Below are 16,739 nucleotides of genomic sequence, written 5' to 3'. Positions count from 1 at the left end.
CAGATGACCGAGTACATGCAGTCCCTGCCCGCGGGCGCCTTCCCGAATCTGTTGCAGATCGGGCAGTTATTCAACGCCGGCACGAGCAGGGACCGGTTGGAGTTCACGCTGGAGGCCTTCGTGGCCGGGATGCGCGCGCTGGTCAGGGCTTGAGCACGATCTTGCCGCGTGTGTGCCTGCGCTCCAACTCTCGGTAGGCGTCCTGCACCTGCGTCAGCGGATAGACGGCGGCGATCGGCACGTCCAGCAAGCCCTTGTCGGCCAGCGCGGCGAGGTCTCGCAGCACTTCGGCGTCAGCGGCGCTTGTGTTGCCTTCGGCCTTCACCTGGTACTTCTCCGCAGCGGCGAAATCGATCACTGTGTTGATCCGGCCCGGGTACACGCCCAGGCGAAGCGCCAGCTCGACGTACCCACTGCCGTAGGTGTCGATGAACGCGTCGACCTTGCCCTCGGTGACTTCGTGCAGCCGCTCTTCAAGACCGTCGCCGTACGCCACCGGGACCACGCCGTACTCGCGAAGCCACTCGTGGTTCGCTTCGCTGGCAATGCCGACGACGGTGGCACCAGTGAGCTTCACCAGCTGCACCGTCAGCGAACCGACTCCGCCAGCAGCGCCCGAGACGACGACAGTGTCTCCGTCGCGAGGGCACGTCGCGCGCACTGACGCGTACGCGGTCGTGCCCGCGATGAAGAGACTGCCCGCGGCTTCCCAGGACACCCCGCTCGGCTTCGGGATCAGGTCGCCGGCGTCGACCAGGACGTACTCCGCGTGGCTGGAACGGTTGTCGACGAAGCCGATCACCTCGTCGCCGACGGCCAAATCGGACACTCCCGCACCCAGCTCGGCGACCACCCCAGCAAGATCACTGCCCTGTCCGGACGGAAAGGCCGACGGCCATTTCTGCGCATACCGGCCTTCGCGAATCCCCGTCTCCCCCGGGTTGATCCCGGCCGCGCGGACGGCTACGAGCACCTGCCCGGCATCGGGTGCCGGGCGTGGCACATCCGCCACCCGCAGCACGTCGACCCCGCCGTGTTCGCTGTACCTGACCGCCTGCGGCATGCGCGTCTCCCTCGTTCGTGTACTTCGGCCAACGAAGGATCGGCCGAGATTATGCCCGGCGACGCAAAGTCATCCAGCCAGGCGGCGCACCACTCCGTCCGCGAGCAGCCGCCCGGGAGCGGTCAGCACCGCCCGGCCCTGACTGTCCAAAGCGGACTGATCGAGCAGTCCCTCGGCAGCCGCGGCCCTGGCCTGCGCGGCCCCTTCGGCGTCCAATGCGGACAGCGGAAGTCCTTCGGCAATGCGCAGTTCGAGCATGATCCGCTCCAGGTGCCGATCCGCGTCGGTGAGCACCTCGCGATCCGCCTCCGGGCTGCGGCCCTCGGCGAGCAACCCGGCGTACTTCCCCGGATGCTTCACGTTCCACCAGCGCACCCCCCCGACGTGGCTGTGCGCACCGGGACCCGCACCCCACCAGTCGCCGCCGCGCCAGTAGCCGAGGTTGTGCCGGCACCGCGCGGCTTCGCCGGTGCACCAGTTCGACACCTCGTACCAGGTCAGCCCGGCCGCGGCGAGCACCGAATCGATCAGCTCGTAGTCCGCGGCCAGCACGTCGTCGTCTGGCGCGGGCAGCTCACCACGGCGCACCCGGCGGGCGAGCGCGGTGCCCTCTTCGACAATCAGCGCGTACGCCGAGACGTGGTCGACCCCGGCGGAAAGCACCGCGTCGAGTGAGGCCTGCAGATCACCTGTGCGCTCGCCGGGGGTGCCATAGATCACATCGAGGTTCACGTGCTCGAACCCGGCGGCGAGTGCCTCCCGCGCAGCCTCGACCGGTCTCCCCGGCGTGTGTACGCGGTCCAGCACCTGGAGCACGTGCCGCGCCGCGGACTGCATACCGAGCGACACCCGCGTGTATCCGGCGGCCCGAAGCCCGGCGAAGAACTCCGGCGAGGTGGACTCGGGATTCGACTCCGTCGTCACCTCGGCATCCGGCGCCAGGCCGAATGCCGACCGCACCCCTTCGAGCACCTCGGCCAGCCCGTCCGCCCCCAGCAAAGACGGCGTGCCGCCCCCGACGAACACGGTCTCCGCCTGCGGCGGGCTGCCGAGCACCTGCGCCCCTAGCTCCAGCTCGCGGCGCAACGCGTCCAGCCACGACCGCGGCGAGGCGGCCGTACCCAGCTCGCCGGCGGTGTAGGTGTTGAAGTCGCAGTAGCCGCAGCGGGTCGCGCAGAACGGCACATGCACGTACACGCCGAAGGGCCGGGTACCGAGCCCCGCCAGCGCACTCTCGGGCAGCCCGGCAGGCGGACTGCTGACGTCGGGAACAGGCACGACCCCATTGTCCCCGGTCCCGCTCACGCCCCGGTCCCCGGCCGGACGTCTGTGAAGGGGCCCTTCACGGACTCTGATTCCGTGAAGGGGCCCTTCACGGACCTGCGGCGGGGAAAAGTTCGGCTACCGAACGACCCGGCGGAGTGGCCCAGGCCGGAACAGGCCCGGCCGTGCGCGGGGAAATGCCTGGCCGGAGGGGTTCCGGAGGCGGCGCGCAAGTCTGCTCCCACCATCCGGACACCGTGGACCACCTTCTGTCCACGTGGCAGTCTGGACCGGTGAGTCCTGCCGGTGTCCTTCTCGTGGCGCGCCGCCACGTCGACCTGCTCCGGGTCGCGAGCGCGCTCTGCCGTCACGTCCGCTGACTCCCGTCCCGACCAGGCCACCGGCGGCGCAGTGCCGCGCACGGCCGTGCCCCGCACCGCCACGACCGGCCGGTGCCACCACCACACCCCGCCCGGAGGACCTCCATGGCCGCACCCACGCGCGACACGCCCGGGAAGGGCCGCGCCCGGCAGAAGCGCGGCGAAGGCCAGTGGGCGCTCGGCTACCGCGAGCCGCTGAACCCGAACGAACGCGCGAAGAAGGACGACCACCCGCTCAACGCCCGCGCGCGGATCGAGAACATCTACTCCCGGCAGGGCTTCGACTCGATCGACCCCGGCGACCTGCGCGGCCGGTTCCGCTGGTTCGGCCTCTACACCCAGCGCCGTCCGGGCATCGACGGCGGCCGCACCGCGGCGCTGGAGCCGGAGGAGCTGGACGACCGCTACCTGATGATGCGCGTCCGCACCGACGGCGGCGGGCTCACCACCGCGCAGCTGCGGGTGCTCGGCGAGCTATCGCAGGAGCACGCCCGCGACACCGCGGACATCACCGACCGGCAGAACATCCAGTACCACTGGATCCGCATCGAGGACGTGCCCACGATCTGGTCCCGGCTCGAAGCAGTCGGCCTGACCACGATGGAGGCCTGCGGCGACAGCCCGCGCGGGATGCTCGGCTCGCCGGTCGCCGGGATCGCCGCGGACGAGGTGCTCGACGCCTCCTCCGCGCTCGCCGAGATCCGCCGCCGCTACATCGGCGACCCGAAGTACGCGAACCTGCCGCGCAAGTTCAAGACCGCGATCTCCGGCCTGCCCGACATCGTGCACGAGCTCAACGACGTGTCCTTCGTCGGCGTCGTGCACCCCGAGCACGGCCCCGGCCTCGACCTGTGGGTCGGCGGCGGGCTGTCCACCAACCCGATGCTCGCGCAGCGGCTCGGGGCGTGGATCCCGCTGGCCGAGGTGCCGGACGTGTGGGAAGGCGTGGTCTCGATCTTCCGGGACTACGGGTACCGCAGGCTGCGTTCGCGGGCGCGGCTGAAGTTCCTGGTCAAGGACTGGGGCGCGGCGAAGTTCCGCGAGGTCCTGGAAACGGAGTACCTCAAGCGGAAGCTGATCGACGGCCCGGCCCCGGTCGACCCGCCCGCCCCGATCGACCACGTCGGCGTGCACCCGCAGAAGGACGGCCGGTGCTACGTCGGCGCCGCGCCGGTCGCCGGCCGCGTCTCCGGCAGCACCCTGGTGGCCGTCGCGGACGCGGCCGAACGCGCCGGATCCGGCCGGGTCGCGCTCACCCCGCTGCAGAAGCTGATCGTGCTCGACGTGCCCGCCGAGCAGGTGGACCGGCTCAAGGCCGGCCTCGCCGAGCAGGGCCTGCAGGCCGACCCGTCGCCGTGGCGGCGCAGCGTGATGGCGTGCACCGGGCTGGAGTTCTGCAAGCTGGCGATCGTCGAGACCAAGGCCCGCGCGCGGCAGCTCGTGGCGGACCTGGAGAAGTCGCTCGCCGACGTCAACGCCCGGCTCGAAGTGCCGATCACCGTGCACCTCAACGGCTGCCCCAACTCCTGCGCCCGGGTGCAGACCGCGGACATCGGGCTCAAGGGCCAGATCGTCACCGACGCCGACGGCCGCCAGGTCGAAGGATTCCAGGTGCACCTGGGCGGCGGGCTCGGCCTGGACGCCGGATTCGGCCGGAAACTGCGCGGCCACAAGGTCACCTCGGATGAGCTGACCGGCTACGTCGAGCGGCTCGCCCGGGCCTACCTCGCCGGCCGCGAGCCCGGGGAACGCTTCGCCCAGTGGGTCGTCCGGGCCGAAGAGAGCGTGCTGCAGTGACCACCGGCGAGCGGGCGGTGCCCTACTACTGCCCGTTCTGCGGCGACGAGGACCTGCGTCCCGAAGAAGCGGGCGGGTGGCTGTGCGCCGCCTGCCGCCGGAGGTTCTCGGTGAAGTTCCACGGACTGTCCCTACCTCAGGAGGCGCACCGATGACCGCCACCGCGGACTACCGGACGTTGGCCGAACGGGCCGGGAAAGAACTGGCCTCGGCCACCGCCGGGGAAGCCCTGCGCTGGACCGCGGAGACTTTCGGCGACGACTTCATCGTCGCGTCGAACATGCAGGACGCGGTGCTGATCGACCTGGCCGTCAAGGTCAAGCCGGACGTGGACGTGCTGTTCCTGGAAACCGGCTACCACTTCCCGGAGACCATCGGCACCCGCGACGCGGTGCAGACGGTCTATCCCGCCGTGCAGATCGTGAACGCGCAGGCCGAACAGAGCGTCGCCGAACAGGACGCCGAGTACGGCCCGAAACTGCACGACCGTGACCCGACCCAGTGCTGCTTCCTGCGCAAGGTGGTCCCGCTGCGCAGCACGCTGGCGCGGTACTCGGCCTGGGTCACCGGTGTACGCCGGGTCGACGCGCCGACCCGCGCGAACACCCCGATCGTCACCTGGGACGAGCGCAACGGCCTGGTGAAGATCAACCCCATCGCGGCGTGGAGCGACGAGGAGTTCAACGGCTACATCCGCGACCACGGGATCCTGGAGAACCCGCTGGTGTCCGCGGGCTACCCGTCCATCGGCTGCGCCCCGTGCACGGCGAAGGTGGAGGCCGGCGCCGACCCGCGCAGCGGCCGCTGGGCCGGACAGGCGAAGACCGAATGCGGACTGCACGGCTGAGGAAGGACGCATGACCACACTCGAACCGGCAGCCGATGCCGTGCCCTCCGGGGCCGAGCCCCGGACCCCAGCCGGTGCCCCTCTGGACCCCCCCACCACGATCGCAACGGACAACCTGGCCGCGCTGGAGTCCGAAGCCATCCACATCTTCCGGGAGGTAGCCGGCGAGTTCGACCGCCCGGTGATCCTGTTCTCCGGTGGCAAGGACTCGACGCTGATGCTGCACCTGGCGATCAAGGCGTTCTGGCCCGCCCCGGTGCCGTTCCCCCTGCTGCACGTGGACACCGGGCACAACTTCACCGAGGTGCTGGACTTCCGCGATCACGTGGTCGAGAAGTACGGCCTGCGCCTGGTCGTGGCGAAGGTCCAGGACTGGATCGACGACGGCAGGCTGGAGGAGCGCGCGGACGGGCTGCGCAACCCGCTGCAGACCACTCCGCTGCTGGAGACCATCGCGCAGAACAAGTTCGACGCGGTGTTCGGCGGCGGCCGCCGGGACGAGGAACGCGCGCGGGCCAAGGAACGCGTCTTCAGCCTCCGCAACGCGTTCGGCCAGTGGGAGCCGCGCAGGCAGCGGCCCGAGCTGTGGAACCTCTACAACGGACGGCACCGCCCCGGCGAGCAGGTCCGGGTTTTCCCGCTGTCCAACTGGACCGAGGCCGACGTCTGGCACTACATCGCCCGCGAAGAGGTCGAGCTGCCCTCGATCTACTACGCCCACCAGCGCCCGGTGTACCGGCGCGACGGCATGTGGCTCACCGAAGGGCAGTGGGGCGGTCCTCGGCCGGACGAGACCGTGACCACGAAATCGGTGCGCTACCGGACCGTCGGCGACGGTTCCTGTACCGGCGCCGTGGAATCGACCGCGTCCACCGTCGAGGAGGTGATCGCCGAGGTGTCCGCCTCCCGGCTCACCGAACGCGGGGCCACCCGCGCCGACGACCGGATGTCCGAGGCCGCCATGGAAGACCGCAAACGGGAGGGCTACTTCTGATGTCGAGCCTGCTCAGACTGGCCACCGCGGGCAGCGTCGACGACGGGAAATCCACCCTCGTCGGGCGCCTGCTCTACGACACCAAATCCGTGCTCGCCGACCAGCTCGACGCGGTCACCCGAGCCAGTGTCGACAAAGGACTGTCCACCCCGGACCTCTCGCTGCTGGTCGACGGCCTGCGCTCGGAACGCGAGCAGGGCATCACCATCGACGTGGCCTACCGCTACTTCGCCACGCCCAAGCGGTCCTTCGTGCTCGCCGACACCCCGGGGCACGTGCAGTACACCCGCAACACGGTCACCGGCGCCTCCACCGCGCAGCTGGCCGTACTGCTGGTGGACGCGCGTAACGGCGTCGTCGAGCAGACCCGCCGGCACGCCGCGGTGCTCGCGTTGCTCGGCGTGCCGCGGCTGGTGCTGGCAGTGAACAAGATCGACCTCGTCGGCTACGACGAGACCGCGTTCACCGTGATCGCCAAGGAGTTCACCGCGCACGCCGAATCCCTCGGCTACGAGGCGGCCTCGGTGGTCACCATCCCGGTTTCCGCGCTGCGCGGCGACAATGTCGCCACGCGTTCGGAGCAGACCCCGTGGTACGACGGCCCGTCCCTGCTGGAGCACCTCGAAACCGTGCCGGTGGCGCCGGATCCGCACGATTCGGCGTTGCGATTCCCGGTGCAGTACGTGATCCGCCCGCGCACCGAAGAGCATCCGGATTACCGCGGGTACGCCGGTCAGATCGCCGCAGGCACTGTGCGTCCCGGCGACGAGATCGTCGTGCTGCCGCAAGGCATCCGCAGCCGGGTCGAGCGGATCGACACCGCTGACGGACCGCTCGCGGAAGCCGGCGCGGGCACCTCCGTGACCCTGCTGCTCGCCGACGACATCGACATCGGCCGCGGCGACCTCATCGCGGCCGCGGACTCGCCACCGGAGGTCATCGACGAGATCACCGGCACGTTGTGCTGGCTGTCCGCGAAGCCGCTCAAGCCCGGTGCGCGAGTGCTCGTCAAGCACGGCACCCGGACCGTGCAGGGGCTGGCCAGTGGGCTGCACGCCCGGTTCGACGAGCAGAAGCTGTCCCGGGTGGAGGCTCCGGAAAGCCTGGAGCTCAACGACATCGCCAGCGTGACCCTGCAGCTGGCCGAACCTCTGCCGGTGGACGACTACGGCACCAGCCCGCGGACCGGCGCGTTCCTCGTGATCGACCCGAAGGACGGCGACACCCTGGCCGCCGGGCTGGTGGGTGAGCGGTTCTCGTGACCCCTCCCCTGGTGGCCGTCGCGCACGGCAGTCGCGACCCCCGCTCGGCGGCGACCGTGCGGGCACTCGCCGATGTCGTGCGCGCGCAGGCCCCGGGGGCCGCGGTCCACGAGTCCTTTTTGGACCTTTCCGAACCGCGGGTGACCGATGTGCTGCGCGGACTCTACGCGCAAGGGCACCGAAGCGCGGTCGTCGTGCCGCTGCTACTCGGCCGCGCGTTCCACGCCCGGGTCGACCTGCCCGCGCTGATCGACGCGGTGCATGCGGACTGCCCCGGATTCCGCATCGATGTATCCGAAGTACTGGGAGCCGGCCCGGCGCTTCAGGCCGTGGCGCTCGACCGGCTCGCCCCGGCTCGCCGGCGCAAGGACACCGGGATCCTGCTCACCGCGGTCGGCTCGTCGAACCCGGAGGCGAACACCGTGGTCACAGCGCTCGCCGGGCAGTGGGAGCAGCGGCTCGGCCTCCCGGTGAGCGAGGCGTTCGCCAGCGCGGCCCAGCCCGACGTACCGGCCGCCGCAGCCCGGCTGCGCGAGCGCGGCGTGCGACACCTCGTCGTGGCCTCCTGGTTCCTCGCCCCCGGGCTGCTCCCCGACCGGATCGCCGCGCAGGCCCGCGAGGCCGACCCCGGCGTGTTCCTGGCCGGCCCGCTGGCCGACGACCCACGCGTCGCCGACGTCGTGATCGGCCGCTACGCCGCGGCAGTCGCCGGCTTGCTGCGTTCCGCGCAACCCGCGTAAACCACCCGGATCAAGGCTGTGAAGGGGCCCTTCACGGACTCTGAGTCCGTGAAGGGCCCCTTCACAGCTTCTCCGCCCTCCTGCGGTGTGACCGCGTTCGCGAGACGGCCACACTGCAGCCACGGTGTGCCAGAGTGTCGTCATGGCTGACGAACTGGTGCACTACACGGTCACAGGCGGCATCGCCACGATCACGCTCGATTCCCCGCACAACCGCAACGCGCTGTCCGCGCAGTTGCGCAGGGAGCTGAGCGCCGCACTGGAGAGCGCCCGGACCGACGACGCCGTGCGGGTCGTGCAGCTGACCCACACCGGACCGGTCTTCTGCGCCGGAATGGATCTCAAGGAGGCCCGCGGCGCCGGCTCGGGCGACCAGGGCGTGAACGAGTTCCCCCAGATCCTCGACCAGCTCTGGAGCAGCCCCAAACCGGTCGTCGCCCGGCTGGCCGGACCGGCTCGGGCGGGCGGCATCGGCATGGTCGCCGCCTGCGACATCGCGGTCGCCGTCCCCGAGGCCACGTTCGCCTTCTCCGAGGTCCGCATCGGCGTGGTCCCGGCGTTGATCTCGCTGACCGTGCTGCCCCGGCTGCAGGCCCGCGCCGCGCACGAGCTGTTCCTCACCGGCGAGGTCTTCGACGCCCACCGCGCGGTGGAGATCGGCCTGCTCAACGCCTGCGTCCCGGCCGAACAGCTGGACGCCAAGGTGGCCGGTTATCTCAAGTCGCTCAGCCTCGGCGGACCGAAGGCCCTGGCCGCCACCAAGGAGCTGCTCAGCCGCCCGCGCCCGGCCACCCCATCCGAAGGATTCGCCGCGATGAACGAGCTGTCCGCCGGGTTCTTCGCGAGCGAGGAGGGTCAGGAGGGCATCCGGGCGTTCGGCCAGAAGCGCAAACCTTCCTGGGTGCCCGCCGAATGACGCCAAAGGGTCCCTTCACCGCGTTTCCGGCAGCATTTCCGGCGCCCGGGTCAGGAATCCGCGAGAACTACGGTCAGCCGCCAGCCGTCGATGCGGCCGTCGCCGGGTCCGAGTGCCCGCTGGGCGTCCGAGAGCACGCTCCGGATCGCCAGGTAGGTCTTGGGTTCGGCGCCACGCAGCACCTCCGAACCGGTCCAGATCAGCACGTGCTCGCCGTGCGGCAGCCAGGACAGGTCGGTGAGCATGTCGTAGAGCGCGTCGAGGTTGCGGCCGAAGTAGTCCGGGAAGGACATCGCCGCGGCGATCGCGTCCAGCGTGCTCGCCTTGTCCACGGTGCGGCCGCCGTCGACCAGGTGCGGGTACGCGCCACGTGCGAAAGCCTGGTCCGCGACCGCCTTCGCGTCCTCGCCCCCGCTCACCGGCTCGGGTCCACGACGACGAACGACGCGTAGTGGTCGCCGGTGTAGTACAGCTCCTTGGCCTGCCCGGTGACCAGCCGCCGCGGCCCGCGATCCGGACTGCCTGGGGTTTTCACCGTGTATTCGTGGTAGTAGCCGGTTTTCTCGCTCGGCAAGACCTTCTCGCGATTCTGGAAGACGACGTCGTCGTTGCGGGGGTAGGGATACGGGCCACCCTGCTGGATCAGCCGCCAGGTGTCCTTGGCCTGCGATGGCAGTGCGGACAGCGGTTTCACCGGCAGCTTCGACTCGGCGGCACCGGCGGCCGCTGCGGGCGCGGAGTTCCCGGCGGGCGGCGTGTCCGGCCCGCCGGTCGCCTCCTTCACCAGCCAGCCCCCGAGCACCAGCACGAGCAGCCCGACGAGCGCGGCGGTGATCCGCCTACGGTTGACCATGGTGCGCCAGCTTAGGAGCCGTCGGGGCGCTCGTCGTCACGGGCCGTGCCGAGCCAGCGGCCGCAGCGCCCGACCAGCTTGTCGATGGCCCACGCGGCGAGCAGGCACAGCGGCACGACAACGACCATGACCAGCACGAACTGCACCGGGAACCAGGCCTGGGCGAGCCACAGCTCCACCCCGTCCCACCAGTTGGCCAGCCCGTTCAGCACAACTGTGAGCCTACGCGCGTCTGCTGCGGGAGCACGGCGAGGGGCGGTACGTTGCTGCCATGTTCGCCGTATACGCGAAGGAACCCAACGCCGAGTCCCCGCTTGACTCTCTGGTCGTCGGCGAGCGGCCCGAACCCGAGGTGCCCGAAGGCTGGGTCCGGGTGCACGTGCGGGCCGCCAGTCTCAACATGCACGACCTGTGGACGCTGCGCGGCGTCGGCATCAAGGCCGAGCAGTTCCCGATGATCCTGGGCTGCGACGGCGCCGGCACGCTCGACGACGGCACCGAGGTCGTGCTGCACTCGGTGATCAACGCACCGGGCTGGCAGGGCGACGACACCCTCGACCCGAAGCGCACCCTGCTCACCGAGAAGTACCAAGGCACCTTCGCCGACCAGATCGTGGTGCCCGCGCGCAACGTCGTGCCCAAACCGGCCGGGTTGAGCTTCCCCGAGGCCGCGACGATGGGCACGGCCTGGCTCACCGCGTACCGGATGCTGTTCGTGAAATCCGGGCTGCGGCCCGGCCAGACGATGCTCGTGCAGGGCGCCTCGGGCGGGGTCTCGACGGCGTTGATCGCGCTCGGCCGGGCGGCCGGCTTCCGGGTGTGGGTCACCGGCCGTTCGGAGGAGAAGCGGGCGCTGGCCGAGCAGGTCGGCGCGCACCAGACCTTCGAATCCGGCGCGCGGCTGCCGGAGCGGGTGGACGCGGCGTTCGAGACGGTCGGCAAGGCGACCTGGGCGCACACACTCAAGTCGCTCAAGCCCGGCGGCGTGGTCGTGGTGTCCGGCTCGACCAGCGGTCCGGACCCGTCCGCGGATCTGCAGCGGGTGTTCTTCCTCCAGCTGCGCATCCTCGGCTCGACCATGGGCACCCGCGACGAACTGGCCGATCTACTCGGGTATTTGGCCCTGACGGGCATCAAACCGCAGATCGGCACTCTGCTGCCGCTCGCCGAGGCCGCCGAAGGCTTCCGTGTGATGGCCGAGGGAGAGACCGCCGGAAAGATCGTCTTCACCCGGTAGCAGGCCGGTCCGGCCCGGGTCGTCCCGCTCGGCGGGCACCCGGGCCGCCGCTTGTACGCCGGCTCCGGTGCCCCGTCAACCCCCGCCTTTCGCAATGCGATGGTTACCCCGGAAGTTCGACCGGTTTTCGACCTTGAACAGTTAACCTGAAGAACATGACCGCGACGCAGCGGCCCGCGCCCGCCGACCAGGGCGGCCGGCACCCCAGTGACCCGGACCCGATCCGGGAATCGTTCCGGCGCTTCGCCGGGGTCCGGACCCGCGTGCTCGAAGCCGGGCCGCCGGTCGCTGAGGCGCCCCGGCGCACCCGCCGCCGCCCGGACGGCAAGCCCCGCGCCCCGCGGCTGGTGCTGCTGCACGGGTATTGCGACAGCGCCGACACGTGGCGTCCGGTACTCGACCAACTCGCCGCCGAGGGCATCGCCGCGACCGCCGTCGACCTTCCCGGATTCGGGGACGCCCAGTCTCTGCGCCCGGGGCCGATGCTGCCTCAGTTCGACGCGTTCACCGCCGCCGTGGTGCGGGAACAGGCCGTGCTGGGGCCGGTGGTGCTGGCCGGGAACTCACTCGGCGGCACGCTGAGCCTGCGTGCGGCGCAGACTTCGCGGCTGCCGGTGGCCGGCGTGGTGTCGATCGCCGCCCCCGGCCTCGTCGATTCGTGGCTCGTGCGCACGGTCGGGCGCAATCCCCTGCCGCTGCGCCTGTATTCGTCGCTGCCGGTCCCGGTACCCGGATTCCTGGTCCGCGCGGTCGCCGAACAGGTCGTGCCGCGGATCCTCTACGCCGACTCCCGCCAAGCCGACGCCGGCCAGGTACGCCGGTTCACGACGCTGTTCCCGGACTACCGGGCCACCACCCGTCGGCTGGAGCAAGCACGTCAGCTGGTCGCGGAGCTGAGCGACGCCTACCGGCTCGACGAGGTGCGCGTGCCTCTGCTGGTTGTGGCTTGCGGCAAGGACAAGCTGGTCACCTCGGCGTCCGGGCAACGGCTGCACACCCTGGTCCCGCACAGCAGGCTGCTGGTGCGCGAGGACTGGGGCCACTGCCCGCAGCTGGACGATCCACCGGAAGTCGCGGAGCTGCTGTCGTTCTTCAGCGCCGGAGTGATACGCGGCACTGGCTTCTCGCCCGAAACGGCGGTGGCGGACACCGCGACGGGCTGAACGGACATCGGATCCGTCACGGTCGGGCAGCGATCCGCGAATAGCGGAACTCTCGGCGACGAAGCTAGTACGGTGCGCAGCCTGAGTTCGTTGACGACCGCTTGAGGAGAGTCGATGTCCGCTCCGCGCAGCCTGGGTACCGGAACCGGGGTCTTCCGGCGCAAACCGATCGACGAGATCGAAGGCAACGCCGAGGGCGGCCTGCAGCGCACCCTCGGATTGCGCCAGCTGACCGCGATCGGCGTCGGCGGCATCATCGGCGCGGGCATCTTCTCGCTCGCCGGTGCGGTGGCGAACAAGACCGCCGGGCCCGCGGTGCTGATCTCGTTCCTGATCGCGGGCATTGCCAGCGCCGCCGCGGCATTCTCCTACGCGGAGTTCGCCGGCCTCATCCCGCGGGCCGGCTCGGCCTACACGTACGGTTACGCGGTACTGGGTGAGATCGTCGGCTGGTTCATCGGCTGGGATCTGCTGCTGGAGTACACCGCGATCGTCTCCGTGGTGGCGATCGGAATCTCCGGCTATTTCAACGATTTGCTGGGCTTCCTGCATGTGTCACTACCGCAGTGGATGGCCGGGGCGCCGGGTACCGAACCGGCAGGCGTGGCCTCCGGCTCGTACAAGGTGAATCTGTTCGCGGTCGTGCTGTGCCTGCTGATCGCGTTCGTCCTCAACCAGGGCATGAAAAACGCCGCACGGTTCGAGACGCTGCTGGTGTATGTGAAGGTCGCACTGGTGGTATTGGTGGTCGTGGTCGGCGCTTTCCACATCAAGACCGGCAATTACAGCAACTTCTTCCCATTCGGCGTCGGCGGCGCTTTCACTGGCGCGGCAACGGTCTTTTTCGCCGTGTTTGGTTACGACGCGATGTCCACTGCCGCCGAGGAATCCCAAGACTCACAGAAGCACATGCCGAAGGCCATCATCTATTCGCTCGCCATTTCCATGGTGCTGTATGTGCTGGCCTGCCTCGTCCTGACCGGCATGGTGAAATTCACCGACATCGACCCCGACGCAGCGTTCTCCGACGCTTTCGCCAAGGTCGGCCTCGGCTGGCTCGGCGCAGTCATCGCGGCCGGCGCCATCATCGGCATCCTGACCGTGCTGTTCACCTTCATGCTCGGCGCGACCCGCGTCGGCTACTCGATGAGCCGCGACGGCCTGCTGCCGAAGTGGTTCTCCAAGACCCATTCCGTGCGCAAGGTCCCCAGCCGCATCACCTGGGTACTCGGCATCGCGTCCGCGATCATCGCCGGCGTCCTGCCGATCAACGAGGCCGCCGAACTGACCAACATCGGCATCCTGCTGGCCTTCGTGGTCGTCTGTATCGCCGTGATCGTGCTGCGCTACCGCCGCCCCGACCTGCCGCGAACCTTCCGCACTCCCGGCATGCCGATCGTCCCGATCATCGGGATCGTCTTCTCCCTCTGGCTGATCACGTTCCTGCAGCCGGAAACCTGGCTGCGCTTCGCCATCTGGTTCGCCATCGGCATGGTGGTCTATTTCGCTTACAGCCGCCGGCACTCCCTGCTCAACCGGACCGGTTCGGCGGAGCTGGAGTCCACTTCGGACTGACGTCGGTGGCGGGCCGTCCGGGTGCTGCCAGCGCCCGGTTGCACCTGGACGGCCTGTCCCCACCTGGCTGCCCGTCTCGATTTCGCTGGGCGGCAGGCCGTTTCGGAGGCCGCTTGCGTTCCTTGTGCTCGCTTCCGTCTCTCTCCCGCAGCGGCGAGCCACTCCGATTCCGGCCGGGCAGCCGTCGCTCCTTGCTACCGGGCGGCTCGCTCCGTCTCCCTGGGCGCACCCCGCCCAGCATTCTCCGGTGACTGCCCTGTTTCCGCCGCGCGGCCCACCTGGCTCTACCGCGGCGACTTCTCCGATTCCAGCCGGACAGCCCGCGCTCCGCCAACCAGGCGGCTCACTCCGCCACACGGCCCACCCAGCATTCTCCGCAGCGGCGAGCCGCTCCAATCCCAGCCTCGCAACCGACCCTTCATCGACCAGGCGACTCACCCTGTTTCCGGGCAGACCGCCAAGCTCCCACCCCACCACAGCAAGCGGCCCCGATTCCAGCCGGACAGCCCAAGTTCCTTCACCCAGGCGGCTCGCTCCGTTCCCCTGGGCGACCCGCCACCATTCTCCGGCGGCTGCGCCGCTGCGCGGCTGCGCCCCGGTTTCCCCCGGGTCAGCTATCCCGGCCCAGCCGAACAGCGCGCTCCCCCAAACGATCGCCCACCTCTACTCCTTCCCTCCGGTCCAGCGACCAGCCAGGGCAGCTGCCCACCCCACGTCGGGCTTTCCCTTTCAGCGCAACCGATCGAGCCGACTGGCGGCCGCTTTCGCCTCGGCGCGCAGACGTTCCACAATGGACACCGCGGAACCCTCGCCGGCGAGTTCGTAGGTCTGCCCGGCCCACAAGGACATCGCCTCCGGGTCTCCCGCACGCCCGGCCGCCGCGCGCACCGGCTTGCTCAGGTGGTGCAGCTGCGGGTAGGCCGCCGGGGCGTCCGCAGACAGGTCGCGGAGCACGCGGTTTACCATGCCACGGGCCGGACGTCCGCTGAACGCCCGGGTGAAGGCCGTCCGCCGCCCGCCTTTCGCCAGGGCTCCACGCTGCGGCGCCGCCGTCCCCGCTTCGGTGGCCCGCAGGAACGCCGTGCCCAGCTGCGCGGCCGCGGCACCGGCAGCGAGCACCGCCGCCACGTCCGCGCCGTGCACCAGCCCGCCCGAAGCGACCAGCGGAAGGTCCGTGCGCGCCTGGATCAGCCGGAGCAACGCGAGCAAACCGTATTGCTCACCACCGGCCGGATTCGCCGGGTCGTCGGTGAACAACGCGCGGTGCCCTCCGGCTTCCGGCCCTTGGACCACCAGCGCGTCCGCACCCCGCGCCGCGGCGAGACCGGCCTCATCCGGGTTCGTCACCGAAACCAGCACCCGGCCGCCCGCGTCCTGCACCCGCTGCACCTCGGCCGCAGCCGGGGCACCGAAGGTGAACGAGACGAGTAGAACCCGCCGCTGCACGACCAGATCGAGTTTCGCGGCATACTCGTCGTCGTCCCACACTGGCTCACCAGGCTCGACGCCGTACTTCAGCGCCTCCGCCCGCATCCGCTCCCGGTGCCCGGTCAGGTCGACGCTGGAGCGGTTGCCGGGGACGAAGAGGTTCGCTCCGTAACGGCCGCCGGTGAGTTCAGCCGTGCGCGCGAGCTTGGCGTCGAACGTCTCAGCCGCGAGGTACCCCGCGGGCAGAAACCCGAGCCCACCAGCCGCGGTCACCGCACCGATCAGCTCCGGAGTGCTCGGCCCACCGGCCATCGGCGCCGCGATCACCGGAAACTCGAGATCTTCGAACATCCCCCGAGCCTAACCCCGGCAGATTTCGCACCCCTCGGGCGTTGAGAAGGGACATGACCTCAGATCTGGCTGCAGTACGCGCGCTGTCCCTCCAGGAGAACGGCCTCGCGACCGTCTCGACCACCCGCGCCGACGGCACTGTGCACAGCACCGTAGTCAACGCCGGCATCCACCCCGACCCGGTGACCGGCGCACCGTGCGTCGCCTTCGTCGCCCGCGGTGACGCCCGCAAACTCACCCTGCTCCGCCGCGCCGGCCACGCGACCGTGACCTTCCGCCGTGGCTGGCACTGGGCCTCGGTCACCGGCCGCACCCACATCCTCGGCCCCGACGATCCGGACCCGGCCTTCCCCGCCACCGACCTGCCGGCCCTGCTGCGCGAGGTGTTCAAGTCCGCCACCGGCACCCACGACAACTGGCCCGAGTACGACCGTGTGATGGCCGCCGAACGCCGCGCCGCGGTCTTCATCACCACGGACCGGATCACCGGCGTGAACTGACCCCGGCGCCGCCCGGCAGGGCCTCCGCGGCGCCGCCCGATTACGCCACCGGACCCCCGGTTCGTAGACGGCTCGATGCCGCCGGACTTGCGGTTCGCCGCAGGCTCGATGCCACACCGCACCGCACAAAACGGCACCCTCCGCGGCACACCAAACCGGCAAATCCGGCAAAAACACCGCTCCACTGCCAGCGCTGAGCCCGGTGCACACGGAGCCTCAACCGGACGGGTCGACCGACCGACGTCGTTTCCTCCCGCCAAGTCGATCACCACCCGGCTACCCGATCACCACCCAACCCGCCCGCATCACATCCTTCAGCTTTGTGACGCCCACCTCGGCTTGGTCACGTCCACCTTCAGTTTCTTCACAC

19 protein-coding genes are annotated in these 16,739 nt (G+C 70.3%); 13 read left to right on the top strand and 6 right to left on the bottom strand.

The genetic code is table 11. The annotated features are described in order from the left end of the window. Positions 1 to 3: 3 nt before the first annotated feature. Entirely contained in the window at positions 4 to 153 is a 150-nt protein-coding gene (locus tag ATK36_RS34485) for a hypothetical protein (protein ID WP_342752067.1), read from the top strand. Here the strand turns inward: ATK36_RS34485 and ATK36_RS27500 are convergent. Together ATK36_RS27500 and hemW are read right to left on the bottom strand one after the other, a co-directional pair. Further along, on the bottom strand, positions 143 to 1,063 hold the full coding sequence (locus ATK36_RS27500) for an NADP-dependent oxidoreductase (RefSeq protein ID WP_098514118.1): 921 nt from the start codon (positions 1,061 to 1,063) through the stop codon (positions 143 to 145). The genes ATK36_RS34485 and ATK36_RS27500 overlap by 11 nt on opposite strands. A 69-nt stretch (positions 1,064 to 1,132) precedes the next feature. After that, on the bottom strand, positions 1,133 to 2,341 hold the full coding sequence (hemW, locus tag ATK36_RS27495) for a radical SAM family heme chaperone HemW (RefSeq protein ID WP_098515221.1): 1,209 nt from the start codon (positions 2,339 to 2,341) through the stop codon (positions 1,133 to 1,135). A gap of 182 nt (positions 2,342 to 2,523) precedes the next feature. Here hemW and ATK36_RS34875 point away from each other — a divergent pair, with 182 nt between their 5' ends. The 8 genes from ATK36_RS34875 (at position 2,524) to ATK36_RS27455 (ending at position 9,262) form a co-directional block, all read left to right on the top strand. Next, a complete protein-coding gene (locus tag ATK36_RS34875; protein WP_098515220.1) occupies positions 2,524 to 2,706 on the top strand; it encodes a putative leader peptide in 183 nt (60 codons plus the stop codon). Positions 2,707 to 2,811: 105 nt separating this feature from the next. Continuing rightward, positions 2,812 to 4,503, top strand: coding sequence for a nitrite/sulfite reductase (locus tag ATK36_RS27485; protein WP_098514117.1), 1,692 nt, complete (start codon positions 2,812 to 2,814; stop codon positions 4,501 to 4,503). Continuing rightward, positions 4,500 to 4,658, top strand: a complete 159-nt coding sequence (locus ATK36_RS27480; RefSeq protein ID WP_098514116.1) for an eL43 family ribosomal protein — start codon at positions 4,500 to 4,502, stop codon at positions 4,656 to 4,658. The genes ATK36_RS27485 and ATK36_RS27480 overlap by 4 nt, the downstream gene beginning before the upstream one ends. Next, on the top strand, positions 4,655 to 5,350 hold the full coding sequence (locus ATK36_RS27475) for a phosphoadenylyl-sulfate reductase (protein ID WP_098514115.1): 696 nt from the start codon (positions 4,655 to 4,657) through the stop codon (positions 5,348 to 5,350). The genes ATK36_RS27480 and ATK36_RS27475 overlap by 4 nt, the downstream gene beginning before the upstream one ends. 10 nt (positions 5,351 to 5,360) lie before the next feature. Further along, complete coding sequence (gene cysD / locus ATK36_RS27470) at positions 5,361 to 6,344, top strand: sulfate adenylyltransferase subunit CysD (protein WP_245915232.1); 984 nt, start codon at positions 5,361 to 5,363, stop codon at positions 6,342 to 6,344. After that, the gene (locus ATK36_RS27465) at positions 6,344 to 7,606 is read left to right on the top strand and encodes a sulfate adenylyltransferase subunit 1 (protein ID WP_098514114.1); all 1,263 of its coding nucleotides are present in this window, start codon (positions 6,344 to 6,346) and stop codon (positions 7,604 to 7,606) included. Before cysD ends, ATK36_RS27465 begins: the two co-directional genes overlap by 1 nt. Continuing rightward, the gene (locus ATK36_RS27460) at positions 7,603 to 8,346 is read left to right on the top strand and encodes a sirohydrochlorin chelatase (protein ID WP_098514113.1); all 744 of its coding nucleotides are present in this window, start codon (positions 7,603 to 7,605) and stop codon (positions 8,344 to 8,346) included. Before ATK36_RS27465 ends, ATK36_RS27460 begins: the two co-directional genes overlap by 4 nt. A gap of 142 nt (positions 8,347 to 8,488) precedes the next feature. Continuing rightward, positions 8,489 to 9,262 (top strand): enoyl-CoA hydratase-related protein, encoded by a 774-nt coding sequence (locus ATK36_RS27455; protein WP_098514112.1) that lies wholly within the window; start codon positions 8,489 to 8,491, stop codon positions 9,260 to 9,262. Between the two features lie 50 nt (positions 9,263 to 9,312). Here the strand turns inward: ATK36_RS27455 and ATK36_RS27450 are convergent, their stop codons facing one another. From ATK36_RS27450 to ATK36_RS27440, 3 genes are read right to left on the bottom strand one after another with little or no spacing between them, the layout of a single operon-like run. Next, positions 9,313 to 9,681 (bottom strand): barstar family protein, encoded by a 369-nt coding sequence (locus tag ATK36_RS27450; protein WP_098514111.1) that lies wholly within the window; start codon positions 9,679 to 9,681, stop codon positions 9,313 to 9,315. Then, positions 9,678 to 10,115: a guanyl-specific ribonuclease gene (locus ATK36_RS27445; RefSeq protein WP_098514110.1), complete on the bottom strand. Its 438-nt coding sequence runs from the start codon at positions 10,113 to 10,115 to the stop codon at positions 9,678 to 9,680. Before ATK36_RS27445 ends, ATK36_RS27450 begins: the two co-directional genes overlap by 4 nt. An 11-nt stretch (positions 10,116 to 10,126) precedes the next feature. Further along, complete coding sequence (locus ATK36_RS27440; protein WP_098514109.1) at positions 10,127 to 10,327, bottom strand: hypothetical protein; 201 nt, start codon at positions 10,325 to 10,327, stop codon at positions 10,127 to 10,129. Between the two features lie 59 nt (positions 10,328 to 10,386). On the opposite strand from ATK36_RS27440, the gene ATK36_RS27435 reads away from it, so the two are divergent. The 3 genes from ATK36_RS27435 to ATK36_RS27425 all read left to right on the top strand — a co-directional run bounded on the left by ATK36_RS27435 (position 10,387) and on the right by ATK36_RS27425 (position 14,090). After that, positions 10,387 to 11,352, top strand: a complete 966-nt coding sequence (locus ATK36_RS27435; protein ID WP_098514108.1) for a zinc-binding dehydrogenase — start codon at positions 10,387 to 10,389, stop codon at positions 11,350 to 11,352. A gap of 155 nt (positions 11,353 to 11,507) precedes the next feature. After that, on the top strand, positions 11,508 to 12,515 hold the full coding sequence (locus ATK36_RS27430; protein WP_098514107.1) for an alpha/beta fold hydrolase: 1,008 nt from the start codon (positions 11,508 to 11,510) through the stop codon (positions 12,513 to 12,515). A 114-nt stretch (positions 12,516 to 12,629) separates the two neighbouring features. Beyond that, the gene (locus ATK36_RS27425; RefSeq protein ID WP_098514106.1) at positions 12,630 to 14,090 is read left to right on the top strand and encodes an amino acid permease; all 1,461 of its coding nucleotides are present in this window, start codon (positions 12,630 to 12,632) and stop codon (positions 14,088 to 14,090) included. A gap of 729 nt (positions 14,091 to 14,819) precedes the next feature. Here the strand turns inward: ATK36_RS27425 and ATK36_RS27420 are convergent. After that, positions 14,820 to 15,869 carry an NAD(P)H-dependent flavin oxidoreductase gene (locus ATK36_RS27420; RefSeq protein WP_098514105.1) on the bottom strand — a complete coding sequence of 350 codons (1,050 nt, stop codon included), beginning with the start codon at positions 15,867 to 15,869 and terminating at the stop codon, positions 14,820 to 14,822. A gap of 53 nt (positions 15,870 to 15,922) precedes the next feature. Between ATK36_RS27420 and ATK36_RS27415 the strand changes: the two genes are divergently transcribed. Continuing rightward, entirely contained in the window at positions 15,923 to 16,369 is a 447-nt protein-coding gene (locus ATK36_RS27415; protein ID WP_098514104.1) for a pyridoxamine 5'-phosphate oxidase family protein, read from the top strand. Positions 16,370 to 16,739 lie beyond the last annotated feature (370 nt).

This window comes from Amycolatopsis sulphurea (genome assembly GCF_002564045.1).
Taxonomy (GTDB): Bacteria; Actinomycetota; Actinomycetes; order Mycobacteriales; family Pseudonocardiaceae; genus Amycolatopsis; species Amycolatopsis sulphurea.
The sequence above is the reverse complement of the archived record's forward strand: the minus strand, read 5'-3'. Positions and strand labels throughout refer to the sequence as shown.

Excerpts from the sequence above, each read along its gene's own strand:
- ATK36_RS34485 (WP_342752067.1), top strand. The coding sequence starts at position 4 with ATGACCGAGTACATGCAGTCCCTGCCCGCGGGCGCCTTCCCGAATCTG.
- ATK36_RS27500 (WP_098514118.1), bottom strand. The coding sequence starts at position 1,063 with ATGCCGCAGGCGGTCAGGTACAGCGAACACGGCGGGGTCGACGTGCTG.
- ATK36_RS34875 (WP_098515220.1), top strand. The coding sequence starts at position 2,524 with ATGCCTGGCCGGAGGGGTTCCGGAGGCGGCGCGCAAGTCTGCTCCCAC.
- ATK36_RS27485 (WP_098514117.1), top strand. The coding sequence starts at position 2,812 with ATGGCCGCACCCACGCGCGACACGCCCGGGAAGGGCCGCGCCCGGCAG.
- ATK36_RS27475 (WP_098514115.1), top strand. The coding sequence starts at position 4,655 with ATGACCGCCACCGCGGACTACCGGACGTTGGCCGAACGGGCCGGGAAA.
- cysD (WP_245915232.1), top strand. The coding sequence starts at position 5,361 with ATGACCACACTCGAACCGGCAGCCGATGCCGTGCCCTCCGGGGCCGAG.
- ATK36_RS27465 (WP_098514114.1), top strand. The coding sequence starts at position 6,344 with ATGTCGAGCCTGCTCAGACTGGCCACCGCGGGCAGCGTCGACGACGGG.
- ATK36_RS27455 (WP_098514112.1), top strand. The coding sequence starts at position 8,489 with ATGGCTGACGAACTGGTGCACTACACGGTCACAGGCGGCATCGCCACG.
- ATK36_RS27445 (WP_098514110.1), bottom strand. The coding sequence starts at position 10,115 with ATGGTCAACCGTAGGCGGATCACCGCCGCGCTCGTCGGGCTGCTCGTG.
- ATK36_RS27435 (WP_098514108.1), top strand. The coding sequence starts at position 10,387 with ATGTTCGCCGTATACGCGAAGGAACCCAACGCCGAGTCCCCGCTTGAC.
- ATK36_RS27430 (WP_098514107.1), top strand. The coding sequence starts at position 11,508 with ATGACCGCGACGCAGCGGCCCGCGCCCGCCGACCAGGGCGGCCGGCAC.
- ATK36_RS27425 (WP_098514106.1), top strand. The coding sequence starts at position 12,630 with ATGTCCGCTCCGCGCAGCCTGGGTACCGGAACCGGGGTCTTCCGGCGC.
- ATK36_RS27420 (WP_098514105.1), bottom strand. The coding sequence starts at position 15,869 with ATGTTCGAAGATCTCGAGTTTCCGGTGATCGCGGCGCCGATGGCCGGT.
- ATK36_RS27415 (WP_098514104.1), top strand. The coding sequence starts at position 15,923 with ATGACCTCAGATCTGGCTGCAGTACGCGCGCTGTCCCTCCAGGAGAAC.